General features: G+C 71.6%; 25 protein-coding genes. 12 read left to right on the forward strand and 13 right to left on the reverse strand.

Going from position 1 to position 26,132, the window contains the following annotated elements:
- Positions 1–20: 20 nt before the first annotated feature.
- Positions 21–1,352 (forward strand): hemolysin family protein, encoded by a 1,332-nt coding sequence (locus tag FB391_RS04355; protein ID WP_141893034.1) that lies wholly within the window; start codon positions 21–23, stop codon positions 1,350–1,352.
- The gene (locus FB391_RS04360) at positions 1,349–2,407 is read left to right on the forward strand and encodes a hemolysin family protein (protein WP_141893035.1); all 1,059 of its coding nucleotides are present in this window, start codon (positions 1,349–1,351) and stop codon (positions 2,405–2,407) included. The genes FB391_RS04355 and FB391_RS04360 overlap by 4 nt, the downstream gene beginning before the upstream one ends.
- Before the next feature lie 122 nt (positions 2,408–2,529).
- Here FB391_RS04360 and FB391_RS04365 read toward each other — a convergent pair whose 3' ends face one another.
- Complete coding sequence (locus FB391_RS04365) at positions 2,530–3,597, reverse strand: NADH:flavin oxidoreductase/NADH oxidase (protein ID WP_141893036.1); 1,068 nt, start codon at positions 3,595–3,597, stop codon at positions 2,530–2,532.
- A gap of 36 nt (positions 3,598–3,633) precedes the next feature.
- Here FB391_RS04365 and FB391_RS04370 point away from each other — a divergent pair, with 36 nt between their 5' ends.
- From FB391_RS04370 to FB391_RS04390, 5 genes are all read left to right on the forward strand, one after another.
- Positions 3,634–4,464 carry an ADP-dependent NAD(P)H-hydrate dehydratase gene (locus FB391_RS04370; RefSeq protein ID WP_141893037.1) on the forward strand — a complete coding sequence of 277 codons (831 nt, stop codon included), beginning with the start codon at positions 3,634–3,636 and terminating at the stop codon, positions 4,462–4,464.
- Positions 4,465–4,591: 127 nt separating this feature from the next.
- A complete protein-coding gene (locus FB391_RS04375; RefSeq protein WP_141893038.1) occupies positions 4,592–5,839 on the forward strand; it encodes a glycosyltransferase 87 family protein in 1,248 nt (415 codons plus the stop codon).
- Between the two features lie 76 nt (positions 5,840–5,915).
- Positions 5,916–6,233, forward strand: a complete 318-nt coding sequence (locus tag FB391_RS04380) for a thiamine-binding protein (RefSeq protein WP_141893039.1) — start codon at positions 5,916–5,918, stop codon at positions 6,231–6,233.
- A gap of 97 nt (positions 6,234–6,330) precedes the next feature.
- The gene (locus tag FB391_RS04385) at positions 6,331–7,548 is read left to right on the forward strand and encodes an MFS transporter (protein WP_281286405.1); all 1,218 of its coding nucleotides are present in this window, start codon (positions 6,331–6,333) and stop codon (positions 7,546–7,548) included.
- A 40-nt stretch (positions 7,549–7,588) separates the two neighbouring features.
- Complete coding sequence (locus tag FB391_RS04390) at positions 7,589–8,359, forward strand: NUDIX hydrolase (RefSeq protein WP_141893040.1); 771 nt, start codon at positions 7,589–7,591, stop codon at positions 8,357–8,359.
- Here FB391_RS04390 and FB391_RS04395 read toward each other — a convergent pair.
- The 3 genes from FB391_RS04395 to FB391_RS04405 all read right to left on the reverse strand — a co-directional run bounded on the left by FB391_RS04395 (position 8,346) and on the right by FB391_RS04405 (position 12,959).
- Positions 8,346–10,169, reverse strand: coding sequence for a peroxidase family protein (locus FB391_RS04395; RefSeq protein ID WP_141893041.1), 1,824 nt, complete (start codon positions 10,167–10,169; stop codon positions 8,346–8,348). The genes FB391_RS04390 and FB391_RS04395 overlap by 14 nt on opposite strands.
- Positions 10,170–10,228: 59 nt before the next feature.
- Positions 10,229–11,434, reverse strand: coding sequence for a homoserine O-acetyltransferase MetX (gene metX / locus FB391_RS04400; protein ID WP_141893042.1), 1,206 nt, complete (start codon positions 11,432–11,434; stop codon positions 10,229–10,231).
- A 202-nt stretch (positions 11,435–11,636) separates the two neighbouring features.
- Positions 11,637–12,959 (reverse strand): bifunctional o-acetylhomoserine/o-acetylserine sulfhydrylase, encoded by a 1,323-nt coding sequence (locus FB391_RS04405; RefSeq protein WP_141893043.1) that lies wholly within the window; start codon positions 12,957–12,959, stop codon positions 11,637–11,639.
- A gap of 263 nt (positions 12,960–13,222) precedes the next feature.
- Here FB391_RS04405 and FB391_RS04410 point away from each other — a divergent pair, with 263 nt between their 5' ends.
- Positions 13,223–14,011 (forward strand): SDR family oxidoreductase, encoded by a 789-nt coding sequence (locus tag FB391_RS04410; protein WP_185842936.1) that lies wholly within the window; start codon positions 13,223–13,225, stop codon positions 14,009–14,011.
- A 69-nt stretch (positions 14,012–14,080) separates the two neighbouring features.
- Here the strand turns inward: FB391_RS04410 and FB391_RS04415 are convergent, their stop codons facing one another.
- Positions 14,081–15,613: an MFS transporter gene (locus FB391_RS04415; protein WP_246093350.1), complete on the reverse strand. Its 1,533-nt coding sequence runs from the start codon at positions 15,611–15,613 to the stop codon at positions 14,081–14,083.
- Between the two features lie 85 nt (positions 15,614–15,698).
- Here FB391_RS04415 and FB391_RS04420 point away from each other — a divergent pair, with 85 nt between their 5' ends.
- Positions 15,699–16,415 (forward strand): uracil-DNA glycosylase, encoded by a 717-nt coding sequence (locus FB391_RS04420; RefSeq protein WP_141893044.1) that lies wholly within the window; start codon positions 15,699–15,701, stop codon positions 16,413–16,415.
- Between the two features lie 17 nt (positions 16,416–16,432).
- Positions 16,433–17,056 carry a GNAT family N-acetyltransferase gene (locus FB391_RS04425; protein ID WP_141893045.1) on the forward strand — a complete coding sequence of 208 codons (624 nt, stop codon included), beginning with the start codon at positions 16,433–16,435 and terminating at the stop codon, positions 17,054–17,056.
- 3 nt (positions 17,057–17,059) lie between these two features.
- Here FB391_RS04425 and FB391_RS04430 read toward each other — a convergent pair whose 3' ends face one another.
- The 8 genes from FB391_RS04430 to FB391_RS04465 all read right to left on the reverse strand — a co-directional run bounded on the left by FB391_RS04430 (position 17,060) and on the right by FB391_RS04465 (position 24,757).
- Complete coding sequence (locus tag FB391_RS04430; protein ID WP_185842937.1) at positions 17,060–17,479, reverse strand: hypothetical protein; 420 nt, start codon at positions 17,477–17,479, stop codon at positions 17,060–17,062.
- Complete coding sequence (locus tag FB391_RS04435) at positions 17,457–18,530, reverse strand: M4 family metallopeptidase (RefSeq protein ID WP_185842981.1); 1,074 nt, start codon at positions 18,528–18,530, stop codon at positions 17,457–17,459. Before FB391_RS04435 ends, FB391_RS04430 begins: the two co-directional genes overlap by 23 nt.
- An 82-nt stretch (positions 18,531–18,612) precedes the next feature.
- The gene (locus FB391_RS04440; protein WP_141893047.1) at positions 18,613–19,407 is read right to left on the reverse strand and encodes an ABC transporter ATP-binding protein; all 795 of its coding nucleotides are present in this window, start codon (positions 19,405–19,407) and stop codon (positions 18,613–18,615) included.
- Complete coding sequence (locus tag FB391_RS04445; RefSeq protein ID WP_141893048.1) at positions 19,404–20,195, reverse strand: ATP-binding cassette domain-containing protein; 792 nt, start codon at positions 20,193–20,195, stop codon at positions 19,404–19,406. Before FB391_RS04445 ends, FB391_RS04440 begins: the two co-directional genes overlap by 4 nt.
- Positions 20,192–21,172, reverse strand: a complete 981-nt coding sequence (locus FB391_RS04450) for an ABC transporter permease (RefSeq protein ID WP_246093351.1) — start codon at positions 21,170–21,172, stop codon at positions 20,192–20,194. Before FB391_RS04450 ends, FB391_RS04445 begins: the two co-directional genes overlap by 4 nt.
- Entirely contained in the window at positions 21,169–22,119 is a 951-nt protein-coding gene (locus tag FB391_RS04455) for an ABC transporter permease (RefSeq protein WP_141893049.1), read from the reverse strand. The genes FB391_RS04450 and FB391_RS04455 overlap by 4 nt, the downstream gene beginning before the upstream one ends.
- Positions 22,116–23,627 (reverse strand): ABC transporter substrate-binding protein, encoded by a 1,512-nt coding sequence (locus FB391_RS04460; RefSeq protein WP_141893050.1) that lies wholly within the window; start codon positions 23,625–23,627, stop codon positions 22,116–22,118. Before FB391_RS04460 ends, FB391_RS04455 begins: the two co-directional genes overlap by 4 nt.
- 173 nt (positions 23,628–23,800) lie before the next feature.
- Positions 23,801–24,757 carry an alpha/beta fold hydrolase gene (locus FB391_RS04465; protein ID WP_185842938.1) on the reverse strand — a complete coding sequence of 319 codons (957 nt, stop codon included), beginning with the start codon at positions 24,755–24,757 and terminating at the stop codon, positions 23,801–23,803.
- A 67-nt stretch (positions 24,758–24,824) separates the two neighbouring features.
- Here FB391_RS04465 and FB391_RS04470 point away from each other — a divergent pair, with 67 nt between their 5' ends.
- Both FB391_RS04470 and FB391_RS04475 read left to right on the forward strand, forming a co-directional pair.
- A complete protein-coding gene (locus FB391_RS04470; protein ID WP_141893051.1) occupies positions 24,825–25,334 on the forward strand; it encodes a carboxymuconolactone decarboxylase family protein in 510 nt (169 codons plus the stop codon).
- Entirely contained in the window at positions 25,331–26,083 is a 753-nt protein-coding gene (locus tag FB391_RS04475; RefSeq protein WP_246093352.1) for a tyrosine-protein phosphatase, read from the forward strand. Before FB391_RS04470 ends, FB391_RS04475 begins: the two co-directional genes overlap by 4 nt.
- Positions 26,084–26,132 lie beyond the last annotated feature (49 nt).

A 26,132-nucleotide genomic window follows, 5' to 3' on the forward strand; every position in this document is an offset into this window, starting at 1 on the left:
CTGAACGGGGGTGATGTGTGATGGACTACGTCATGCTGGGCGTGGGGCTCCTGCTCACCATCGGCACCGGCCTGTTCGTCGCGAGCGAGTTCGCGCTCGTGAACCTCGACCGCGCCGACCTCGAAGCCCGTCAAGCCGCCGGCGAGTCCCGGCTGTCGCTGACGATCAGCGCGCTGCGCATCACGTCGACCCACCTGTCGAGTGCGCAGCTCGGCATCACGCTGACGACGCTGCTGACCGGTTACACGATGGAACCGGCGATCTCGAACCTGCTCGCGCCGGTGTTCGACGCATGGGGGGTCCCCGCGACGGTGTCGCGCCCCCTGGCCGCCATCATCGGCGTCGCGATCGCGACCGTGTTCTCGATGATCCTCGGCGAGCTCGTCCCGAAGAACTTCGCACTGGCGGTGCCGCGGCAGACCGCAAAGCTCGTGATGCCGTTCCAGGTGGCGTTCACGACGGTGTTCCGTCCGGCGATCGTCGTGCTCAACGGCAGCGCCAACGGCGTGCTGCGGGCGATGGGCGTCGAGCCCAAGGAGGAGCTGTCGGGTGCGCGCACCGCGGAGGAGCTGTCGAGCCTCGTCCGCCGTTCCGCGAGCGCGGGCGTGCTCGAAGAGGACACGGCGTCGCTCCTGGACCGCAGCCTCACCTTCGCCCGCCTGACCGCGGCCGACGTCATGACGCCGCGGCCCAGCATCCATGCGCTCGCCGCGGACGACTCCGCCGAGGACGTCATCCAGCTCGCCCGCCGCACCGGACACAGCCGGTTCCCCGTCTACGACGACTCGATGGACGACATCACCGGCATCGTGCACCTGAAGGCGGCCGTGAGCGTGCCGCGCGAGCGCCGCGCCGACGTGCCGGCGGCCGCCCTGGCCACGGAGCCGCTGCGCTTCCCCGAGGCGGTGCATCTCGACGTGCTGGTCGCGGAGCTGCGCGCCCGCGGGTACCAGATGGCGATCGTCGTGGACGAGTACGGCGGCACCGCGGGCGTCGTGACCCTCGAGGACCTCGTGGAAGAGATCGTCGGCGAGGTGCTCGACGAGCACGACCGCCGGCGCGCGGGGATCGTCCGAGTCGACGACACCGTCCTGTTCCCGGGCGAACTGCGACCCGACGAGGTCCGCGACCGCGCCGGCATCCGGATCCCCGAGGGTGATGTGTACGACACCGTCGGCGGCTACATCATGAGCGTGCTCGAGCGGATCCCCGCCGTCGGCGACAGCGTCGAGATCGAGGACGGCACGCTCGAGGTGCAGCGCATGGATGCGCGTCGCGTGGACCGTGTGCGCTTCACGCCGAGGCCGATGCCCCACGACGTCGATGCCGCCGAAGGGGGTGAGCGTCGATGAGCGACTGGGCCGGAATCGTATGGCTGGTCGTCCTGCTGATCGCCAACGCCTTCTTCGTCGGTGCGGAGTTCGCCGTCATCTCGGCACGCCGCTCGCAGATCGAGCCCCTCGCCGAGAAGGGCTCGCGGTCGGCCAAGACCGCGCTGTACGCCATGGAGCACGCGACGCTCATGCTGGCGACGAGCCAGCTCGGCATCACGATCTGCTCGCTGCTGATCCTGAACGTGTCGGAGCCGGCGATCCACCATCTGCTCGCCGCCCCGCTGGGCTTGACCGGCTGGTCGGAGGCCCTCGTCGACGGCGTCGCGTTCGCCGTGACGCTCGTGCTGGTGTCGTACCTGCACGTGGTGTTCGGCGAGATGGTGCCGAAGAACCTCGCGTTCTCGGTGCCCGACCGCGCCGTGCTGATGCTCGCGACGCCCCTGGTGTGGGTCTCGAAGGTCTTCCACCCGGTGATCGTGACCCTCAACTGGATCGCGAACCACACCGTGCGTCTGTTCCGCGTCGAGCCGAAGGACGAGGCGGCCTCGACCTTCACGCTCGAAGAGGTGGCGACGATCGTCAACCAGTCGCGCATCGAGGGCGTCCTCGACGACGCGGCGGGCACGGTCGCCGCGGCTGTCGAGTTCACCGACAAGAAGGCCGCCGACATCGCGGTGCCGCTGTCGGACCTCGTGACCCTTCCCGAGGCGGTCACGCCGGACGAGATCGAGCGCGCCGTGTCGAAGCACGGGTTCTCGCGCTACGTGATCGTCGACGAGGCCGCCGAGCCGGTCGGCTACGTGCACCTGAAGGACATCCTGCGCGCTGCCGAGGGGCCGGATGCCGCGACGGACGTCGCGCGGCCCATCCCCACCAAGCGCATCCACCACATGGTGCCCGTGCTCGAATCCACCGATCTCGAGGATGCGCTCGCCGTGATGCGCCGCGCCGGACGCCACCTCGCGCAGGTGCGCGACGACGCCGGCCGCACGACGGCGGTGCTGTTCCTGGAAGACATCATCGAGGAGCTGATCGGCGAGGTGCAGGACGCCACGCGGCGTCGCGGCTACTGACCGAACGCTCCCAGACTTCGCAGATCGACGCCGATCTCGCAGGATTCTCGCGAGATCCTGCGAGATCGGCACGATTCTGCGAAGTCTGTGGATGCCGTCGCTCGCTCAACGACCGCGCGGCGTCAGCGGGGCCGGGCCCGCAGGTACTGTGCCGGCCAGTAGTCGATGTCGGCGCCGAGCTCGACAGAGGCGCGCAGCGCGTAGTGCGGATCGCGCAGCCACTCCCGGCCGGCCATGACGGCGTCCGCCGAGCCTTCGGCGAGCACACGCTCGGCGTGCGCGGCGTCGTCGATCATGCCGACGGCGTTCACCGGCACGCCGGCCTCTCGGCGCACCCGCTCGGCGAGGTGGACCTGGTAGCCCGGACCGGTCGTGATCCGCTGGTGGGCGACGAGCCCACCGCTGGAGATGTCGAAGAAGTCCGCACCGCGGTCGGCCGCCCAGCGGGCGACGGTCACGGTCTCGTCGGCGTCCCAGCCACCGTCGGCCCAGTCGGTGGCCGAGAACCGCACGATCACGGGGACGCCGGGTGCGGCATCCCTCACCGCGTCCAGCACGCGCAGCAGCAGGCGTGCCCGGTTCTCGAGCGAGCCGCCGTAGGCGTCGTCGCGGTGGTTCGACAGCGGCGAGAGGAACTGGTGCAGCAGGTACCCGTGCGCGGCGTGCAGCTCGAGCACCTCGAAGCCGGCCTCGACCGCACGGCGTGCCGCGGCGGCGAAGGCGTCGACGACCCGGTCGATGCCGGCGAGGTCCAGCGCGACGGGCTCGGCGAAGCCCTCGAACGCGATCGCGGACGGCGCGGTGGTGGTCCAGCCGCCCTGGTCCGCGGGCACACTGCCGCGGTGCTCGGCGAACGGCCACCAGGTCGACGCCTTGCGGCCGGCGTGGGCGAGCTGGACGCCGGCCACCGCGCCCCGGCTGCGGACAGCCGCGACGATGGGCGCCCAGGCGTCCCGCTGGGCGTCGGTCCACAGCCCCGTGTCCCGCGGCGAGATGCGCCCCTCGGGCACGACCGCCGTCGCCTCCGCGATGATGAGGCCGGCACCACCCGACGCGAACTGCGCCAGATGGGTGTGATGCCACTCCTGCGGGACCCCGTCGACCGCGCTGTACTGGCACATCGGCGACACCCACAGCCGGTTGCGCACCTCCACGTCGCGCAGGGTCAACGGCGTGAACAGACGGGTCATGGGGGTCCTTCGCATCGGCGGCGGTACTGTGACCGCATGGTTCGGGAATGGACGCGGACGGATGCCGCACACGCCCTGCGACGGCCCACAGCCGCCGATGACAAGTATTCCCGAGGCGTGCTGGGCATGCGGACGGGCTCGGAGGCGTACCCCGGCGCCGCGGTGCTGGGCGTCGAGGCGGCCTGGCGCACGGGGCTGGGGATGGTGCGGTATCTCGGCGCCGCGCGCGCGGCGGACCTCGTGCTGGCCCGGCGCCCCGAGACGGTGACCGCCGACGGGCGCGTGCAGGCCTGGGTCATCGGGTCCGGGACGGATGCTGCGACCCGCACCCCGGCCGAGACCTCCGCGCTGCGGGCCGTGCTGAGCGACACCGATCCCGTCGTGGCCGACGCGGGCGCGTTGGATCTCGCCACCGAGGACGAGGCCACCGCGCCGCGCATCCTCACGCCGCACGACCGCGAGCACGCCCGACTCCGCACGGCGCTCGGACTGGGCGTCCCCGGCGCCGACCGGGTCGCGGCGGCACGCGAGACGGCCGAGGCGACGGGCGCCGTCGTGCTGCTCAAGGGCGGGGTGACGGTCGTGGTCGCACCGGACGGGTGGGCGGCGACCGTCGAGGCGGGCACGCCGTGGCTCGCCACGGCGGGCACCGGCGACGTGCTGGCAGGCGTCATCGGCGCGCTCGTCGCCGGCGCGGCGGCCTCGGACGCCGCCGCGGACGGCGCGGCACTTGCGGCACTCGCAGCCTCGGCCGCGTGGCTCCACGGTCGGGCGTCGGCCATCGCCTCCGGCGGCGACCGGCCGATCACCGCGCTCGACGTGGCAGACGCGCTGCCGCAGGCGGTGGCGGAGGTGCTCGCCGGCTGACCCGGCGTGCGCAGAGCAGGACACCTCCGCGACACGGGCGGCGGCATCCCTTCGCGGGCGTGTCGCCCGAAGCCTCCTGCGTTGCGTCGGCGGCGGTCTGCACGACGGCCTTCCCTAGGATGGTGACGTGTCTCGGCGGGCGGTGGTGTGGATCGCGTTCGCCGTCGTCCACGCGGTCGTGATCTGGCTCGGCTTCACGGGGGACCACGCCGCCTCGTGGGATGTCGATCAGCTGTACCGCTGGTGGGCGGGCCGCACGCTCGCCGGACAGGCGATCCCGGGCATCACCGAGGGCTGGGTGTACCCGATCCTCGCGCACGTGCCGATCCTGCTCGTCGGCGCCCTGAGCCCCGTCATCGACTACACGCTCGCGTGGGGACTGCTCGTGACCGCGATGGATGCCGCGGCCTTCGCGGTGCTCGTCGGCCGCGGCCGTTCGCGCGGACGCCTGACGGCGGCGTGGTTCTGGCTCGCCGCGATCCTCGCGCTCGGCGGCGTCGGCATGTTCCGGCTCGACGGGGTGACCGTTCCGCTCGCGATCCTCGGGTCGCTGTGGCTGGTCGGCCGGCCCTGGCTCGCGTCGGTGCTGCTCGCCGTCGCCACGTGGATCAAGGTGTGGCCGGCCGCCCTCCTGGCGGCGGCGGTCATCGCGGTGCGCCGGCGATCCGCGATCGTGGGCGGCGTAGCCGTCGTGTCGGCGGTCGCCGTGGTGGTCGTGCTGATGCTCGGCGGCGGCGCGCACCTGTTCGGCTTCGTGGGCGACCAGACCTCGCGCGGCCTGCAGCTGGAGGCGCCGGTCAGCACCGCCTTCCTGCTCATGGCGGCGGGCGGCGTGCCCGGGGCGGCCATCCGCTACGACGAAGAGATCATCACGTTCCAGGTCGTCGGACCCGGCGTCGAGGGCGTGATCGCCGCGATGACCCCGGTGCTCATCGTCGGGATGCTGGCGATCGCCGCCGTCGGCGCCGTGAAGGCGTGGCGCGGCGCGGGGTTCGCGGCGCTGTTCCCGGCGCTCTCGGGTGCGCTCGTGCTCGGGTTCATCGTGCTGAACAAGGTGGCCTCTCCGCAGTACCTCACGTGGCTCATCGCGCCGCTTGTCGTGGCGCTCGTGCTGGACCGCCGTAGGTGGGGGCGCCCGGCGGTGCTTGCCCTGGTGATCCTCGTCCTGACGCAGCTCATCTTCCCGTTCTGCTACGACGCGATCCTCGCGCTCGTCCCCGCCGCGGTGGGCCTTCTCGTGCTGCGCAACGCGCTGCTCGTGGCGATGTTCGTGTGGGTCCTCGTGCTGCTCGTCCGGGTGCCGGTCCGCCGGCGCAGGAGCGCGGTGCGGCCGGATCCGACGGGTTCGGCCGCCGTCGGGGGCATGCCAGAGTAGGGGGTGGTGGCGGCACTCGTGCTGAGCGAGGCACGAGACGAAGCATCCCGTCGTCCCTGATCTGCGGAGGTTGGTCATGCTCGTCGCTTTCTCGGTGGCTCCCAGCGGCACGGGTCGTGCCGACGGCTCGGTGCACGACGCCGTCGCCGCGGCCGTGAAGGTCGTCCGTGACAGCGGGCTGCCGCATCGCACGACCTCGATGTTCACCGAGATCGAGGGGGAGTGGGACGAGGTCTTCGACGTCGTCAAGCGCGCGACGGACGCCGTCGCGCCGTACGGCTCGCGGGTGTCGCTGGTGCTGAAGGCCGACATCCGCCCGGGCTACACGGGCGAGCTCGATGCCAAGATCGAGCGGCTGGAAGCCGCGATCGACCGGCAGGACGACGCCTCTTGAGGATCGCGCCCGGCGTCCACGAAGCCGCCGGGCCGCGTGTCGCGACATGTGTCCGAATCGATTCGACAGCATGTCGCGGCGTGGCTAGCATGACCCGGTGACCTCCTCGAACCTGACGAGGGGCGCGGCGACGTGGGCGCTCCTCTCCCTCGCCGTCGGCAGCTTCGGCATCGGCATGACCGAGTTCGTCGTGATGGGCCTGCTCCCCGACATCGGGCAGGACCTGCTGCCGTCGCTGTGGGCGCTCCGCTCCGAGGACGCGATCGCCCAGGCCGGCTGGCTCATCTCGCTGTACGCGCTGGGCGTCGTCATCGGCGCGCCCACCATCGCCGGCGCGGTGGCGAAGTACCCGCGCCGCCGGGTCATGATCGGCCTCGCTCTCGCGCTCACGGTCTTCAACGCGCTGACCTTCCTGGCGCCGACGTTCGAGTGGGTGGCGGCATCCCGGTTCCTGGCGGGGCTGCCCCACGGCGCCTACTTCGGCATCGGAGCCCTGGTGGCGGCCGAGGTGCTGGGCCCGGGCATGCGTGCGAAGGGCGTCGCCTTCGTGCTCACCGGTCTCACCGTCGCGAACGTCGTGGGCGTGCCGCTGGGCACGTTCATCGGCCAGCAGGTCGGCTGGCGCGCGGCGTTCATGATCGTGGCGGCGATCTTCCTCGCCGCGACCGTCCTCATCGCCCTCTTCGTGCCCGAGGACGAGGGCGACCCCAGCCGCACGATGCGGGCAGAGCTCAAGGTGTTCCGCATCGGGCAGGTGTGGCTCGCGCTCGCAGTCGGCGCCATCGGCTTCGGCGGATTCTTCGCCGTGTACAGCTACGTGGCGCCCATGGTGACCGACGTCGCGGGGTCGCCCGAGTGGGCCGTTCCTATCGTGCTGGTGCTGATGGGGATCGGCATGACGATCGGCAACCTCGTCGGCGGGCATCTCGCCGACGTGGACCTCCGGCGCACGCTCGTCGGCGGGCTCATCGGACTGGCCGTCGTGCTCGCCCTCGTGGGCGCGACGGCGCAGTGGATCTGGGCGCTCGCCCTCTTCGTGTTCGCCACCGGCTTCGTCTCGTCGGTGCTGAGCCCGACGATCCAGACACGCCTCATGGACGTCGCGCAGGACAACCAGTCCATCGCCGCGGCGCTCAACCACTCCGCGCTCAACATCGGCAACAGCCTCGGCGCGTTCCTCGGCGGTCTCGTCATCGCCGCCGGCTGGGGCTTCGTGGCGCCGGCCTGGGTCGGCGTCGTGCTCGCCCTGGCGGGGCTGGCGATCGCGGCCGCGAGCCTCGTGACAGAGCGGCGGAGGATGCCGGCCGGCGTGTAGCGGCCGGCATCGGTTCCCCGGCCGCGGATAGAGTGAGCGGATGCCGGAACCGACGCCCGCCGATCGCGCTCTGCGCGCCGTGGCCGACTCCGTGACGGACTCCCGGGCGCGGCTGCCCGAGGACGCCACAGACCCGTCGATCCCGGTCGCGGCCACCGTCGTGCTGCTGCGCGACGGGGACGCCGGGCTCGAGGTGCTGGTGATCGAGCGGCCCGACCGCGGCTCGTTCGCCGGCGCGTGGGTGTTCCCCGGCGGAAAGCTCGAGGACGGCGACCGCGCGGGCGCCGACGAGGCCGAGGACGACGTCGCGCGCCGTGCGGGAGTGCGCGAGACGCACGAAGAGACAGGCCTCGTCATCGATCCGGCCGTGCTCGAGACGCTGTCGGTGTGGGATCCTCCGCCGGGACTTGCGCTGCGCATCCGGACATGGTTCTTCGTCGCGCCCGCGGCGGAGGGCGAGATCACGCTGTCGCCCGGCGAAGCCGTCGCCGCGGAATGGGCGCGCCCCGCCGAGCTTCTCGAGCGCCACGGCCGCGGCGAGCTGACGCTCTACCCGCCGACCTGGGTCACTCTGCACGGGCTCGCCGCGCACGCCGACGCCGCGTCCGTCCTCGGGTCGGCGCGCCTGGCGGGCGTGCAGCGCTTCGAGACGGTGGCGCGGCGCGGGGCCGAAGGACCCCTGCTGGTGTGGCACGGCGACGACGACTGGGATCCGGATGCCGCGGCATCCGGATCCCGTCACCGACTGGAGATCGGCGCCCTGCCGTGGCGGTACTCGCGTACGCAGGGCGACGGCCTCACGGCTGGATGACCCCCGCGACGCCGACGAGGTCGGCGAACGTGAAGGTCGCCGGGTTGCTGCGCGGCAGGCTCGGCGCGAACGAGACATTGAGGATCGACAGCACATCGCGCTTCAGCATGCGCACGAACGTCTCGGCCACGATCTTCGCGCCGAGCGGCCCGAGCGTCTCGCCTCCCGCCTTTACCGCAGCCTCGCGCAGCAGGTAATACCACAGCGGCGTCTTGGCCAGCAGCAGGCCGCCGTCCTTGTTCAGCACCGCCGTCTCGGCCGCGCCGAGTCCCGAGGTCAGGTCGGCGGAGCTCATCACGGGGACGCCCAGCTCGGCCGCCGTCGCCTGCCCGCTGGGAAGACCCAGCACCAGGCCGCGCACGAGGTTGCGGGCCGCGAGCACTCCCATCAGCTCGCCCGTGCTGCCGTTCCCGTCGAGGTCCTCCAGCGCGGGGGCGAGAGCGCTGTCGATCTTGCGTGCGCGGTTGAACACCGGCACCGGGATACCGGTCTCGAAGAACGCGTTGAAGTCGACGACCCAGTTGGAGAACACGGGGGTGCGGTCCACCGAGATGAACGAGAAGACGTCGCTCATCGGCTTGGTGCGCAGCGCGAAGTTGAGCCAGTAGTCGTTGCGCACCATGCTGTGCCCGAACCGGTATGCGGCGACCGAGAACTCGACCGGCATCCGGAACCTCTTCCCGGGCGCCACCGTCGCGACCGCGTCGTCCACGGCCGCCTGCCCGCAGATGCGGGGGAGGAAGTCGTGCAGCACGGCCCACTGGTAGTGCAGCGTCACGAGCCGCTTCGCCTCGATGAAGACGTCACCGCTGAACGAGGCGGCCACGAGCAGGTCGACGACGGCGTTGTGGAACCGCAGCATCGCGTGGTGCAGCTGCGACACGATCAGGTTCTCGTTGTTGCGCGGGTCGCCGATGATGGCCGTCTTCGCCGCCGTCCGCGGCACGTCGAAGTCGGTGTGCTCCAGCATGCCGGCGTCGCCCGCCGCACCGCCGGCGCCCCCAGGACCGAACGGCAGATTCGTGCCGACCATCAGGCGGAACGCGGATGCCGGCTCCCCAGGCCCCGGCGGCGCATACAGGAACGCGTCGAGGGCGGGGCCCTTGCCGTACACGCTGTCGAGGTCGAGCACCGGCGACCGCATGTTGTTGATGGTCGTGGCGTCGACGATGGTGGGCGAGTCGATGGCCGATGACACGTCGAGCGTGATGTCGTGGTCGACGAACTGGCCGACGTACGTGTAGCCCGACGGCGTGACCGAATCGTCCGCCGGCGCGCCGGTGTCGCCCATGGCGCGGCCGAGCTCCTCCAGGAGCGCCCGGGTGGCGGCGTTCACCGGCAGGCGGCTCGCGGTGCGCGTCGCCGCCTTCGTCAGATAGCCGAACTTGTCGGCGCAGTCCGACGCGAAGGACGGGAACGGGAAGTACCCGAGTGAGAACTTGGCACCGTGGAATCGTGCGACCGGTCCGCGCAGGTGCACGAGCGAGTCGCGCACGTCCGCGGGCAGTTCATCCTCATCCACCCGGGGACGCACGGCGGCGATCGATTCGAGGACGGCGTCCACGCCGAAACGCTGCGCCGGAGGCAGGGCCTCGGCGTCTTTGCGCATCGCCTTCGTGCTGTGCGCGCTCCTGCCCTTCGGCCTCTGGAGCTCGTCGGCGCCGCCGTGCAGGCCCGGCCTGTGGCGGTCGCCGCCGGCGGGCGGCGCGTCGGCGCCGTCGCCGTCGAGGTGGAGCTGGGCACGCAGGAACGGCTGCGCGCGGAAGGCGTCGGCGGCCGCTTCGGCGCCCGTCGTGTCTTCTGTAGTCATGGCTGACCCCTTCCGGTCGGTTGCCGGTAGGGAGGGGCGCAGCCGATCGGCTGATACCGTCAGGCGTCGAGCAGGCGGCGCAGGTGCGCTCCGACGGCGGCCGTCTCGATCAGGAACCCGTCGTGGCCGAAGTCGCTCGCCAGCACGACGGCGCGATCGCCGTCGAGGGTGTTCGGGATGCCGCGCGCGATGCGGTGCTGCCCGTCGATGGGGAACAGGCGGTCGCTGTCGATGCCCAGCACGAGCGCCGTCGCCGTGACCTGCGCGAGGGCGTCCTCGATGCCGCCGCGATCACGGCCGACGTCGTGGGAGTTCATCGCCTCGACGAGCGTGATGTACGAGTTCGCATCGAAGCGCCGCGTGAACTTGTTGCCGTGGAAGTCGAGGTACGACTCGACCGCGAAACGCCCGCCGTGGCCGAGCGGGCTGACGCCGGACTGCCACGACCGCTGGAACCGCTGGTTGAGCTCGGTGGGGGAGCGGTAGTTCAGGAGCGCCATGCGCCGTGCCAGCGCGAGCCCCCGCGTGGGTCCGTCGCCGTCGCCCGCGTCGTAGTACTCGCCGCCCTGGAAGCGGGGATCGATCTGGATCGCCTCGATCTGCACCGAGTTGAGGGCGATCTGATCGGCCGTGTTGACCGGGGGCGACGACAGGATGCCGACGCGGTGCACGCGGTCGGGGAGACCCACCGCCCACTCCAGCGCGTGCATGCCGCCCATCGAGCCACCGATGACGGCGGCCCATGCATCGATGCCGAGCGCGTCGGCCAGGCGCACCTGGGCGGCGACCTGGTCGCGGATCGTCAGGTACGGGAAGCGTGAGGCCCACTCGTAGCCGTCGGGACCGATGGAGGCGGGACCCGTGGACCCTTGGCATCCGCCCAGCATGTTCGGGGCGATGACGAACCACCGGTCGGTGTCGATCGGCGCCCCGGGACCGACGATGTCGTCCCACCAGCCGCTGGTGGGGTGACCGGGGCCGGCGGCGCCGCGCACGTGGCTGTCACCGGTCAGGGCGTGCAGCACGAGGACGGCGTTGTCGCGCGCGGCGTTGAGCTCTCCCCACGACTCGTAGGCGAGCCGGTAGGCGGGCAGCTCGCGCCCCTGCTCGGTGCGGAACGCGCCGAATGCGGCGAACCGGCGATCGCCGAGCGGGTCTCCGTCGCGCCACGCGCCGGTGGCCGGCGGGCGCCCCAGCAGCTGCCGGGCGTCGGCCTCCGTCACCGGTGCGCTCGGCACCGTGTCTTCGGAGGTCTGCCAGTCCATTCGCCCATTCTCTCGTGAACCGCCGGGGTTCCCCCGCGCATTACGCAGCCTGCGGTTCCGGCGAGTCGCCGGGACCGTGGGCTCCGGCCGGCCGAATCCGGCGAGTCGGCAGGAACGTGGGCGGGGGCTCAGCAGGAGATGACGGATGCCTCGGCCCGACGCAGAACGTCGGGCCGAGGCATCCGGTCCCTGAGGAGGGGTCTTAGGCGCGAGCGGCCTCCGACACGCGGCGCGCAGCGGCCAGAGCCTGCTCGAGGTCGGCCTTGAGGTCGTCGATGTTCTCGAGACCGACCGACAGCCGCACGAGGCCCGGGGTCACACCGGTCGTGAGCTGCTGCTCGGGCGTGAGCTGCGAGTGGGTCGTCGAGGCCGGGTGGATGACGAGCGAGCGCACGTCGCCGATGTTGGCGAGGTGGCTGAACAGCGACAGCGAGTTGACGAACTCGCGGCCCGCCTCGACCCCGCCCTTGAGCTCGAACGACAGCACCGCCCCGACGCCCTTGGGGGCGTACTGGTTCGCAGCCGCGTACCAGGGCGACGTGGGCAGGCCCGAGTAGTTCACCGACGCGACGTCGGCGTGGTTCTCGAGCCACTCCGCGATCTCCTGCGCGTTCTGCACGTGACGCTCGACGCGCAGCGACAGGGTCTCGATGCCCTGGATGAGCAGCCACGCGCTGTTCGGGGCGATCGCGGCGCCGAGGTCGCGCAGCAGCTGCACGCGGGCCTTGATGATGTAGGCCAGGCCGTCGCCGACCGCGGCCGTGTAGGACGCACCGTGGTACGAGGGGTCCGGAACGGTCAGCCCCGGGAACTTGTCGACGTTCTTCGACCACTCGAACGTGCCGCCGTCGACGATGACGCCGCCGATGGTCGTGCCGTGGCCGCCGAGGAACTTCGTGGCCGAGTGGATGACGATGTCGGCGCCGTGCTCGAACGGGCGGATGAGGTACGGCGTCGCGATCGTGTTGTCGACGATGAGCGGCACCCCGCTCTCGTGGGCGATGTCGGCGACCGTGCGGATGTCGAGCACGTTGATCTTCGGGTTGCCGATCGTCTCGGCGAAGAACAGCTTCGTGTTCGGGCGCACCGCACGGCGCCACTCCTCGGCGTCGTCCTGGTTCTCGACGAACGTGACCTCGATGCCGAGCTTGGCGAGCGTGTACTTGAAGAGGTTGTACGTGCCGCCGTAGATGGAGCTCGACGCCACGAAGTGGTCGCCCGCCTCGGCGATGTTCAGGATCGCGAAGGTCGACGCCGCCTGGCCGCTGGCGAGCAGGAGGGCACCGGTGCCGCCCTCGAGCGCGGCGACGCGCTCCTCGACGACCGCCTGGGTCGGGTTCTGGATGCGCGTGTAGATGTTGCCGAACTCGGCCAGCGCGAACAGGTTCGCGGCGTGGTCGGTGTTGTCGAACACGTACGACGTGGTCTGGTAGATCGGCGTGGCGCGAGCCTTCGTGACCGGGTCGGGCTGGGCGCCCGAGTGGATCTGCTTGGTCTCGAAACGCCAGTTCTCGGAAGCGGCCATGGCTGTCTCCTGCGGGTCGGGTGCCGGGTCGGATCCCGGGTGACGGATGCCGGGAGCCCTCGCCCCCGATGCGTTCGAGAGTACGGATCCCGCCCGCTTGTCAACAACGCGGGGGAAATGTGACGTCACACTCGCGGCGCCCCCTCTCTCGCGATGCCCCCTTCTTTTCTCGGTGACTTGGCGTATATGTACGACTCGCCGGGCGTGTCGCGTACATATACGCCAAGTCAACGAGGGGGCTGGGGGTGGGTAGCGTGGAGGGCATGACGACCAGACGTGCAGTGGTGACCGGGGCGAGCTCGGGGATCGGCGAGGCGGCGGCGCGCGCGTTGCGTGCGAGCGGCTGGGACGTGGTGGCGGTCGCGCGGCGCGCGGACAGGCTGGCGGCGCTGGAGTCCGAGACGGGGGCGGTCGCCTTCGCCGCGGATCTGACGACGGATGCCGACGTCGAAGCGCTCGCCGGGTTCCTCGCGGATTCCGGCCCGGTGCACGCGCTCGTGCACGTGGCCGGCGGTGCGCGCGGCACCGATCGGGTCGAGGACGGCCGCGTCGAGGACTGGCGCTGGATGTTCGAGGCCAACGTGCTGTCGGCGCAGCGCCTCGTCGCGGCGCTCCTGCCGCTGCTGCGGCGCGCGGCGGCCGCCGACGGGCACGCCGACACGCTCTTCGTGACCTCGACGGCCGCGCAGACCGCGTACGCGGGCGGCGCGGGATACAACGCGGCCAAGGCGGGGGAGTCGATGCTCGCGCATGCGCTGCGCCTGGAGCTCAACGGCGAGCCGATCCGCGTGATCGAGGTGGCGCCCGGAATGGTCTACACGCCGGAGTTCGCGCTCAACCGCCTGGGCGGCGACAGCGTGGCGGCCGAGCGCGTGTACGAGGGTGTGGAGAACCCTCTCACCGCCGAGGACGTCGCCGATGTCATCGCGTACGCCGTGAATGCGCCGGGGCACGTCAACCTCGACCTGATCACGATGCGCCCGGTCGCGCAGTCCGCGCAGTTCCTGCTGGCGCGCGGGGCGCTGCGCCCGCGCGGGGTCGACAGCCCCTGATCGTCCGACATCGACGGAGGGACGTGGATGCCGTCCGGCATCCCCGTCCGCCGGTCTGTCTCGTCCGCGTCAGATGATCCGGGACTCGCCCGTCGCCGCCACGTCATCCTCGGCGGCGACCGCGTCGGCCGACGCCTCGGGGTCGCCGAACGCGACCTTCGGCACGAAGAAGAGCAGCACCGCGGCGACGAACCCGCCGGCGGCGCAGATCGCCCACACCGTCATGTAGCCGCCGAGCGATGCGGCGGTCTGGCTCGCGACAGCGCCCGCACCGGCCGCCAGCACGACACCGAACACCGCCGACGCGAAGGTGCCGCCGATCGTCTTGGTGGTGTTCGTGAGCGCGGACGCGATGCCGGTCTGCCCGTGCGGAGCGGCCGCGGCGGCGGCCGCCGGGAGGGCGCCGACGAGGGCGCCCGAGCCGACGCCGGCGATCGAGAGGTTGAGCAGCACCTGCCAGAGCTCGGTGTGGAACGGCAGGAACAGCGTGTAGCCGATGCCCACGAGGGCCGAGGCGACGATGAGGATCAGGCGCGGGTTCGCGCGGCGCGAGGTCACCGCGAACAGCACGGCTCCGACGATCAGCGACACGAGGTACACGCCGATGACGTTGGAGCGGGCAGTCGCGTCGAGGCCCAGGCCGTAGCCGAGCGACGAGTCCGTGCCGGCATAGGTGGACAGCGGACCCTGGGCGCCCAGGAGGCTGATGCCGACGAGGAACGCGGTTGCCTGCACGGGCCACATCTCGGGGCGCCGGAGCACGCGGATGTCGATCGCAGGATCGGGTTGGCGCAGCTCGTATCGCACGAACCAGACGAAGACCGCGACGCCTCCGGCCAGCAGCGCGGCGACCCACGCCCAGCCGCCGGGACCGAGACCGAGCTCGCCGATCATCCGCATGTAGACGAGCGCACCGGTGACGAGCAGGAGACCCCACGCGAGGATCACGAAGCCCCACGTGTCCAGGCGCCGTCCGGGAAGCGGCTCGGACTCGGGGACGCCCAGCCAGATCACGAGTGCGATGAGCGTCACCGCGATCGCCGGCACGAGAAGGGTGATCCGCAGGTCGCCGCCGGTCGCCGCGAAGATGCGGCCCGCGGCGAGGGCGCCGATGATGGCGCCCGCCTCCAGACCGACGACCAGCAGGCCGGCCGCGCGGCGCGTGAGCGAGGTGCCGCGGTTCTGCCGGCGTCCGCGCTCGAAGATGAGCGCGATCTCCAGTGGCAGCCACACGACGTAGAAGCCCTGCAGGGCCCACGCCACCAGGAAGCTCCAGAAGTCGCCGGCGAACGCCAGCCACCAGCTCGCCGCCGCGGTGAGGATCGCCGCGACGAGCAGGATCTTCTTGTGGCCGTACATGTCGCCGAGCTTCGCCATCACGGGCACCACGAGGGCCGACAGCAGCAGCTGCGCCGCCTCGAACCAGTTGACGTCCGAATCGTGGATGCCGAGCGAGGTCACGATGTCGCTGAACAGTGGCACGTAGAAGCCCTGCAGGATGCCGCTCGTCAGTTCGACGAGGACGAACCACCCGATGAGACCGGCGGTGATGCCGAGGGCGGAGCCGCGCAGGCGATCGGCGGCGGAGGAGGCGCGAGACACGACGGTGAGGATATAACAGCGCGCGTCCTAGTCTGGAGGGCGTGTGGATGACGACCCCCTGCCCCTCCTCTGAACGGCCCCGCGCATGGCGATGACCCTGCCGGAGCTCGCCGACGCGGGCCTCATGGACCCGGGCTGGGCCGACGCGCTGGAACCCGTCGCTCCCGACATCGCGGCGCTCGGCGAACGGCTGCGCGGCGAGGTCGCCGCGGGGCGCCACTATCTGCCGGCGGGGGACCGGGTGCTGCGCGCGTTCCAGCGGCCGCTCGCGGACGTCAAGGTGCTGATCGTCGGCCAGGACCCGTACCCCACGCCGGGGCACCCGATCGGTCTCTCCTTCGCCGTGGACGCGCACGTCCGCCCGCTCCCGCGGAGCCTCGCCAACATCTACCAGGAGCTCGAGTCCGACCTCGGCATCCCGCGCGCGGCGCACGGCGACCTGTCGGCGTGGAGCGATCAGGGCGTCATGCTGCTGAACCGCGTGCTGACGGTCGCGCCGGGGGCGCCGGCATCCCATCGCGGCTGGGGGTGGGAGAAGGTCACCGAGCACGCGATCCGCACGCTCGTCGCTCGCGACCGCCCGCTCGTCGCGATCCTGTGGGGGAGGGATGCCGCGAACCTGCGCTCGATGCTCGGGTCGACGCCGATCATCGAGTCGCCGCATCCGTCCCCCCTGTCGGCCAGCCGCGGCTTCTTCGGCTCGAAGCCGTTCTCGCGCGCCAACGAACTGCTCGCCCAGCAGGGCGCCGCCCCGGTGGCCTGGGCGCTGCCGGCACAGACCGACTCCGCGCTGCCCGCCTGACCCGGTCGGAGGACCGCATGCTCGAAGAGGAATACGAGAAGGACAAGCGCGTCCTGCCGGCGCACCTGCGCCGGCAGCCGGAGCCCGAGCGTCCGTTCGCGTTCGCGATCCGGCCCGTCGAGGATCGAGATCTTCCCGACGTCCGCGAGATCTACAACCACTACGTGACGAACTCCGTCGTCACCTTCGACGAGGACACGTGGTCGCTGAAGCGGTGGCGCACCAAGCGTGAGCAGCTGGCCAAGCAGGGGCTTCCGTTCCTCGTCGCCGAGTCGCCCACCGGGCAGGTGCTCGGGTACGCGCTCGTGCAGCCGATGTCGAGCAAGTCGGCGTACCGGTACTCGGTCGAGAACTCCATCTACCTCGGCCACGCCGCGACCGGAAAGGGGCTCGGCCGTGCACTCCTGGAGGCGCTCATCGCCGCGAGCGAGGCCGCCGGCATCCGTCAGATGGTCGCGGTGATCAGCGACAAGGGCGCCGAGGGCTCGGTCGCCCTCCACGAGAAGCTGGGCTTCGCCGAGGTCGGCCGCATGGGACGCGTCGGGTTCAAGTTCGGCCGGTGGCTCGGCGTGATCTACCTGCAGAAGGAGCTCAAGCCCGCCAAGAAGCAGGGAGCCAGGAAGGGGCTCTTCGGCCGCTGAGCGCTAGCGGCCGTCGCCGCTGCGGCGACTCCAGTCGCGCACCGCGTCGACGAGGTCGCGCCACGCCCCGACCACCTCGTCATCGACGAGCTCGGCCTCGCGGGGGTCGGAGTCGGTCCAGGTCGCGCGGATCCACCACGTGAAGCCGTCAGGCACCTGCGGCCGCCGGTCGCGGTGGGATCGGGTGCGGTCATCCTCGGTCGTCGGCGCGGCGTCGGACCTAGGCGCCGGCCCGGGCGCGGCCGCGTCGTCCCACGGACAGCGGTCGATGAGCGAGATCCACTCCGATGCCTCGTCGCCGACGGGCTGCGCCGACCAGCGCCGGGTGATGCCGGCGATGCCTCCTGATCGCGCGACGTCGACCTCGACCGCCGGCGGCGGAGCGGCAGGCGGCGAGGGCTCAGGGTTCGGGCTGTGCGTCATCCGGGATCACGCCGACGCCCGCCCACCCGGCGCGGACGGCGTCGACCTCCTCCGAGTTCTCACCGTACTCCGCGGCCGCCGCAGCCAGGGTGGCACAGGCGAACGTGGCGAAGTCCGCGGTCTGCGGGAGGGTGCCCGAGGTCAGCGCCCGGTACCAGATGAGCCCGGCACGCTCCCACGCGTGCCCGCCCAGAGCGGTCGCGACGAGGTAGAAGGCGTGGTTCGGGATGCCGGAGTTGATGTGCACGCCGCCGTTGTCGTCGCGCGTCTGCACGTAGCCGCTCATGTGCGCAGGCTGCGGGTCTTTGCCGAGGACGTCGTCGTCGTACGCCGTGCCCGGAGCCGCCAGGGAGCGCAGGGCCTTGCCCTGGACGGCATCCGTGAAGATCCCCTCGCCGATGAGCCACGTGGCCTCGTCGGCGGTGTGCCCCGCGGAGTGCTGCTCGGCCAGGGCGCCGAACACGTCGGCGATGGACTCGTTGAGGGCGCCGGACTGGTCGCGGTACAGCAGCCCGCCGGAATCCTCGACGACGCCATGGGCGAGCTCGTGGGCGATGACGCTCAGCGAGCCGGTGAATCCCGAGAACACGTCGTCGTCGCCGTCGCCGAACACCATGCGCTCGCCGTTCCAGAAGGCGTTGTCGTAGTCGCGGCCGTAGTGCACCGTGGCCAGCAGCGAACTGCCCTTGCCGTCGATGCTGTCGCGCGCGAAGGCGTCCCACCAGAAGTCGAAGGTCGCTCCGAGCCCGTCGAAGGCCTCGTCGACGGCGGTGTCGCGCGTCGCCGGGTCGTCCTCGCCGCGCACCCGCACCCCGGGCAGCACCTCGCGGTGCTGGGCGTCCGAGATCTCGCGGTCGGGTGCGGGCGTCGTCTCGGCGGTGAGGACCCCGGGCTCTTCGATCGAGAGCCGCAGCCGCGTGCGCCGTCCCGGCGTGTAGTCCCGCGGCGTCGTGAGCGTCCGCTGTGCGGCGTCGGCTGCGCGCGCCCACGTGCCCTCCTGCACCGCGGCGATCCGGGCGAGCAGGTACGGCGGCACGATTCCGGGGCTCATCATGCTCCGAACCTAGTGCCGGCTCCCGACGTCGGCGTCCGCCCCGCCGACGGCCCGGCACGAGGCTGCGACGCGGTGAGGATCAGTTCGCGTCGATGACGGGAATGGATGCCAGCAGCCGTCGCGTGTACGACACCTGGGGCTGCAGCAGCACCTTCTCGGTCGGGCCCTCTTCGACCACGCGGCCGTCCTTCATGACCACCACCTCGTCGCAGAGGTTCTGGACGACGCCGATGTCGTGCGAGACCATGACGAGCGTGAGACCGTCGCGGACGCGCAGTTCGCCGAGCAGTTCGAGGATCTGCGCGCGCACGGTCACGTCGAGGGCCGACAGCGGCTCGTCGCCCACGAGGACGCGCGGCCGATGCACGATCGCGCGCGCCAGGGCGATGCGCTGGCGCTGCCCGCCCGAGAACTCGTGGGGGTAGCGGTCGGCCATGCCGGCGTCGAGCCCGACGTCGACGAGCACGTCGCGCACCCGGGCTCGCCGGTCGCCGTCGATGCCGAGCGCCCACAGGGGCTCGCCGACGATCCGTCCCACGCTCATGCGCGGATCCAGTGACGCGTACGGGTCCTGGAAGACGATGCCGGTCTGCCGCCGCAGCCAGTGCAGCGACCGGGCCGGGGCGGTCGCGTCCACGCGGCGGCCGTCGAACTCCACGGTGCCCGACGACGCGGCGTCGAGCCCCAGCAGCAGGCGCACGAGCGTGGACTTGCCCGAGCCCGACTCGCCGATGAGGCCGACCGCGGACCCCTCGCGGACGTCGATGTCGGCGTCCTCGAGCCCGGTCGTGAAGCTCTGGCGCTCGAACAGCCGGGTCTTGGGTGCCGGGTACCGGCGCGTCAGCCCGCGCGCGCGGATGAGAGGTCCGCTCATGCCGCGTCACCTCCGGGTCGCCACAGTGTCGCGGTCGCGTCGCGCAGGAGGCCCTGGGTGACGGTGGATGCCGGGGCCGTGAGCAGCTGCGAGACGGGCGCCTGCTCGACCACGCGGCCGTCTTCGAGCACGACGCCGTGCGTGGCGATCTGCGACAGCACCGCGAGATCGTGCGTGATGAACACGAGCGACATGCCGTCGTCGCGCACGAGCGCGCGCAGGAGCTCGAGGATCTCGGCCTGGATCGTCACGTCGAGGGCCGTCGTGGGCTCGTCGGCGATGAGCAGGCGCGGACGGCACGCGAGTGCCATCGCGATCGCCACGCGCTGACGCTGGCCGCCGGACAGCTGATGCGGATAGCGGCCGACGATGCGATCGGGATCGGGAAGGGCGACGCGTCGCGCCTCGGCGATCGCCCGGGCGGCGGCATCCCGTCTCGACAGCCCTTCGTGGATGCGCACGGACTCGGCGATCTGGCGGCCGACGGTGCGGATGGGGTTGAGGGCGGTGCGCGGCTCCTGGAAGACGATGCCGATCTCGTCGCCGCGCAGCTGCGCGAGTTCGCGGTCGGCAAGGCCGAGGATCTCGCGCCCGTTCCAGCGCACGCTGCCGTCGGCCTCGGCGCCGTCGGGGAGCAGCCCGAGGATCGCGAGCGCGGTGAGGGACTTGCCGGAGCCCGACTCGCCGATGAGGCCCACGCGCGCGCCGTCCGGCACGGCGAACGACACGCCGTCGACGACGCGGCGGCCCCCGACGTCGATCGTGAGGTCGTGCACCTCGAGGCTCATGAGACCACCTCCGGCACGTGAAGACGCGCGCGGCGCGTGGCGAACGGGCTGCGCGACAGGGTCGGGTCGGTGGACTCGCGCAGCGCGTCGCCCAGGAGGTTGAGCCCGAGCACGGTGAACGTGATGGCAAGGCCCGGCCACACCACCGACAGCGGGTGGACCTGGATGTACTGCTGCAGCTGCGCCAGCAGCAGGCCCCACGACGGCTCGGTCACCGGCGCGCCGAACCCGAGGTACGACAGACCCGCCTCGGCCAGCACGGCGACGGCCATGCCCCACGACAGCTGGACGATGAACACGGGCGCGACGTTGGGCATCAGGTGACGCCACAGGTTCTGCGAGGGAGTGAGTCCCGACGCGCGCCCGGCCAGCACGAAGTCGCTCTGCAGCACGCGGCGCAGCTCCGGTCGCGTCACACGCGCGATGTTGACGCCGAACCCGATGCCGACGGCCCAGATGACGACCCACAGCGACCCGCCCCACACCGCAGAGATCATCATCGCGATGAGCAGCACCGGGAACGCGATGAGGATGTCGACGAACACGGCGACCGACTCGCGCACCCACCGCACCGTGAGTGCGCCGAGTGCCGCCAGGGCGACGCCGATGACGGTCGCGACGATCCCCGCACCGACGGCGACGAACACCGTCGTGCGCGCACCCGCCATGAGCAGCGACAGGATGTCGCGTCCGGTCGCATCGGTGCCCAGCAGGTGCGGCCAGCTCGGAGGCGCCCAGCGGTTCGCGATGTCGACCTGCTGCGGGTCGAACGGCGTCCAGAACCGCGCGACGATCGCCGTCAGCACCACCACGGCCACCACGATGAGTCCGAACCGCCCCGTCGACAGCGCCCACAGCCGTGCCAGCCAGGCCCAGCGTGAGCGGCGAGGGGGATCCGTGGATGCCGGGCCCCCGGCATCCACCGCTCCACCGGTCCCTGAGGCCGCACCGGTCCCTGAGCTGGTCGAAGGGCTCATGCGGCCTCCCGCTGACGGGGGTCGATGACGCGGTGCACCAGGTCGACCACGAACCCCACGATGAGGACGAACCCGGTGAGCGCGAGCAGCTCGCCCTGCACCTTCGGCAGATCGCGTGCGGCGACGTCGGCGACGAGCATCCGCCCGATGCCGGGGAGGGAGAAGAGCTGCTCGATGACGACGGCGCCCACGATGATGCCGGCCACCTGCAGGCCGAGCACGGTGATCACCGACAGGCCCACGACCGGGAGGCCGTGGCGGATGAGCGCGGCGTCGCGCGTGAGGCCCTTCGCGGCCGCAGTGCGGACGAAGTCCTGGCCGACCGCCTGGAGCGTCGCGCTGCGCACGAAGCGCAGCAGCATCGCGCCCTCGACGATGCCGATCGTGAGGGCGGGGAGGATCAGCGCCTGGAACGCCGCGGCGGGGTCGTTCCAGCCGGCGCGAGGGAACCCCTGCGCCGGCAGCCACCCGAGCCACACCGCGAACACCACGACCAGCATCATGCCCGCCCACACCACGGGGACCGCGGCGAGCGTCTGCGAGCCGACGCTCAGCGCCGTGCCGTCGGCGTGGCCGCGGCGCATCGCCGACACCACCCCGAGGGGCACGCTGATGACGACCGCGACGAGGAGCGACAGGATGCCGAGCGGCACCGTCACCTGCGCCTTCTGCACCAGCTCGTCGACGACCGGCGTGCCGGTGAGCAGCGACGTCCCCAGATCGCCGCGCAGCACGCCGCCGATCCACTCGAGGTACTGCACCGCCAGCGGCCGGTCGAGGCCCAGCTGTGACCGGATGGCCGCGATCTGCTCGGGACTGCTGTTGACGCCGCCGATCAGCTGCGCGATGTCACCGGGCAGCACGCGCAGGGTGAAGAAGATGAGCACGCTGGCCACCAGCAGCCCGAGCAGGAGCAGGGCGAACCGGGTCAGCGTGTAGCGGATCACCCGTTGCTCTTGGCGATCTCGGCGAGGTTCAGGCGCTCGTTCACGTTGATCGAGGGCATACCGGTGATGTTAGTGCCGACCGCGACGACCGAGGCGCCGTTGTACAGCCAGTCCGCACCGGCGTCCTCCGAGACGATGCGCGCGGCCTGCGACAGCAGATCCGCGGCCTCGGCCTCGTCGGTCGCGGCGAGCGACTGCGCGTACAGCGACTGCACCTCGGGGTTGTCGTAGGTGAAGTAGTAGTCCGGGTTCGCCCAGTTCTCGAAGTCGCGTGCCTCGGTGTGGAGCACGAAGCTGAGCTCGTAGTCGTGGTTCGTGTACACGTCGGTGAGCCACGTCGAGAAGTCGACGGAGTTCACCTCGAGCGTGATGCCCACTTCGTTGAGGTCTGACACGAGGATCTGCGGGATCGTCGTCGAGTAGAAGTTCGGGATCGTGAGGGTGAGCTCCAGGTCCTCGGCGCCCGCCTCCTTGAGGAGCTTCTTGGCCGCGTCGGGATCGTACGGGGCGACCTCCGACAGATCGCGGTAGCCCGGGTCGAGCTCGGGGATGGGGCCGTAGAGCGTCTGGCCCGACGCCAGCGCGTCGACGAACGCGTCGTGGTCGATCGCCTGCCGGATCGCCTGGCGCACGCGCTTGTCGGCGAGCGGGCCGGAGGTCTGGTTGAACGCGAGGACGCCCTTGTCGGTGGACGCGCCGAGCACGAGCGCGAAGTCGCCGCTCTTCTCGACCTGGTCCTTGAGGTTCGCGTCGAACCCGGTCAGGACGTCCACCTCGTTCGCCAGTGCCGCGTTGAGAGCCGCCTGGTTGTCGGGGATGTAGTCGAACACGACCTCGGCCACGCCGGCCGTGTCGCCCCAGTACGCGTCGTTGCGCGCGAAGGTGATGCTGTCGCCCTGCGTCCAGTTCTTCAGGACGAACGGGCCCGTCCCGTTCTCTTTCGTCTTGTAGTCGACGGTGTCGCCCTCTTTGAGGATGATGCCGGCGCGGCCGGTGAGGTTCCAGAGCAGGCTCGAGTCGGGCTGCGAGAGCGTGAGCGTGATGTCCTGGCCATCGGCGGTGATCGACGTGACGTTCGCGAGGCGGGCCGAGTCGCGCCACTCCGGCGTGTCGCGGCGCGTGGTCAGCGACCACACCACGTCCTGGGGCGTGAGGGGCTGGCCGTCGTGGAAGGTGACGCCCTCGCGCAGCGTGAACGTGTAGGTCAGGCCGTCGGGCGACACGGTCCAGTCGCTCGCGAGCGACGCGACGATGTCCTGCTCCGGCGTGCGCGAGACCAGGCCCTGGTAGATGTTGTCGACCAGGATCTGGTCGAGCGCCGAACCCGCCGTCTGCCGGATGTCGAGGTTGCCGGGCTCCAGCACCAGGCGGATCGCCACGGACGCGTCGGGGTCGGGCTTGCCCGGAGATGTGGGGGTCGCGTCGCCTCCGCCCGAGGTGCAGGCGGTGAGGGCGAGCGCGCCGGCAGCGAGCAGGGCTGCGGCGGCGAGTGCGGTACGGCGGAGCATGAAGGTCCTTTCGGGGCGGGGTCCCCAGGCTGTGACGATCCTGTGCGGTGCGGGGGCGTCGGCCATATCAGGGGGCCTCGGCCGACGCGGGTAACAGCCTAGGGATATCGCAGGGGCTCGCGATAACCCGCTACTCCGAACGCAACAGAAGCGTTAAGGCTTCCCTCGGCGCCTCATTCCGCGTCGGCGAGGGCGCGCAGGCGGGTTCCGAGTTCGATCGGCACGTCCTCCTGGACGTTGTGGCCCGATTCGACCTCGATGAGGGATGCCGCCGGCACGCGCCGCGCGAACTCCGCGGCATCCGCATCCGTGAGGTATCCGCGCGACCCGCGCACGAGCGTCGTCGGGGCGGCGACGCTCGCCAGGTCCTGCCACCCCGACTCGCCCAGCACGGCCGACACGGCGTCCTGCTGCCGCTGGGCCGCGGCGGCCGCCACCGGGTCGGCGGACATGGCGTTCGCGAGGTGGGCGAAGTGGTGCTTCCACTCGACGCGGCCGTCCGGTCGCACGCGCGAGTTGAAGTACACGCCCCGCGCGGCCTTGCGCCGCGTGCCGCCGCCCATGCCGAACGACAGCGCGCGGTCGACGAGCTCGTCGCGCGACGCCCAGTCGACCGGCCCCGCGAAGAACTCCCGGATCTGGCTCGCCCCGCCGTCGGGGTCGAGCCCCGGCGTGATGTCGACGACGACGAGCGCGCGGACGAGATCGGGACGGGATGCCGCCACCGCCGCCGCGGTGAGGCCGCCGAGCGACTGCCCGACAAGCACCTGCGGGGCTTCGGTCCACGCGTCCATCCCGGCCGCGACATCGGGAGCGAGCACGCGTGCCACGTACGCGAAGTCCTCCCGCCACGACGAGTCGCCGTGACCGGGCAGATCGATCGCCAGCGCCGGCAGTCCGAGGGCCAGGATCGTGGTGTCCCACGTGTGGGCGTTCAGCCCCGCGCCGTGAAGGAACGTGACGACGGGCGGAGCCTCCGCGGCGTCGGCGGGTGTGTAGCGCAGCGCGCTCAGCGTGCGCCCGTCGCCGAGGGCCAGCGACAGCCGCTCGCCGCGGGGCACCGCGACGCCCAGCCCGGCCTCCTCGGCCTGCTCCGGAAGAAACGAGAACTCGTCGATGGGGTCGCTCACCCGCTCATTGTGCCCCACGACGGATGACCCCGGTCTCGGCGGCGGCACCCGTGGGTAGTCTGGCGTCATGACGGCAGAACACCGCGTGCACCTCTCGCGGGCGGCGCGACCCGCTTACCAGGCCCTGTCCGCCTTCTCGAAGACCGTCGGCGACATCGCCGTCGAGAACGGCATCGACGACCGTCTCAAAGAGCTCGTGCAGATCCATGCGTCGCAGCTCAACGGCTGCGCCTACTGCGTGCGCGTGCACGTCGAGCGCGCGGTCGCCGCAGGCATCACCGCGGACGAGATCGCCCAGCTCGCCGTGTGGCGCGACTCCGGGGTGTTCACCGACCGCGAGCGTGCCGGGCTGGAGCTGGCCGAGGCGTACGTCTTCATCCACGACGAGGGTGTGCCCGACGACGTGTACGACCGTGTCGGCAGCGTGCTCAGCGAGAAGGAGTACGTCGCGCTCAGCTGGATCCTCGTGTCGATCAACGCGTTCAACCGCATCGCGATCGCGGGCCGCTACGGCGTCCCGCCGCGCGACGACCTCGCCGGCGAAGACAAGGACGCCGCGCGGGGCAAGGCCTGGTGACGCCATCTCCGTCCGACGCGGGTGAGGCCGTGCCGGATCCGGTCGTCGCAGGCGCGGTGAACCTGCGCGACATCGGCGGACTGCGCGCCGGCGCAGCCGTCACGCGCCACGGCGTGCTGTTCCGCTCGGGCAACCTGTCTCGGCTGGATCCTTCCGGGATGCGCGCGCTGGCCGACCTGCACCTGCGCCGCATCATCGACCTGCGCGCCGACGACGAGGTGGTGCGCGAACCCAGTCGCCTGGACGGCGTCGACGCGGTGACGCAGCGGGTGCCGCTGTTCCTCGGGTCGGTGGAGTCGTTCTTCCGCGACGACCTCAGCCTCGACGACATGTACCGCGGGCTGGTCGACGACTCGTCCGGGGGAGTGGTCGACGTCGTGCGCGGCATCCTCGCCGATCAGCCCGTGCTCGTGCACTGCACGGTCGGCAAGGACCGCACCGGCGTCACCGTCGCGCTGACCCTCGCCGCGGCCGGCGTGGACGCCGAGGCGGTGGTGGCCGACTACGCGCGCACCGAGGGGCTGCTGCCCGAGTACCGCAACCGGCGCGTCGTCGAGATGCTGCGCGCGCTGCATCCCGAGGCCGTGCACCTCGAGGATCTCGCGACGCGGTCGCCGGCGCCGGTGATGCGGGCGCTGCTGGACGACGTGACCGGCCGGTACGGGTCGGCCGCCGACTATCTTCGTGCGCACGGCCTGGCGGACGACGAGGTGGCCGAGCTGCGCCGCGTGCTGCTGCGAGAGCTGTGAGGCCCGGCGTCCTTTCATGACGCGGTGAGGTAAGGCAACCCTTCGTATG

Source organism: Microbacterium kyungheense, from assembly GCF_006783905.1.
GTDB classification, from domain to species: domain Bacteria; phylum Actinomycetota; class Actinomycetes; order Actinomycetales; family Microbacteriaceae; genus Microbacterium; species Microbacterium kyungheense.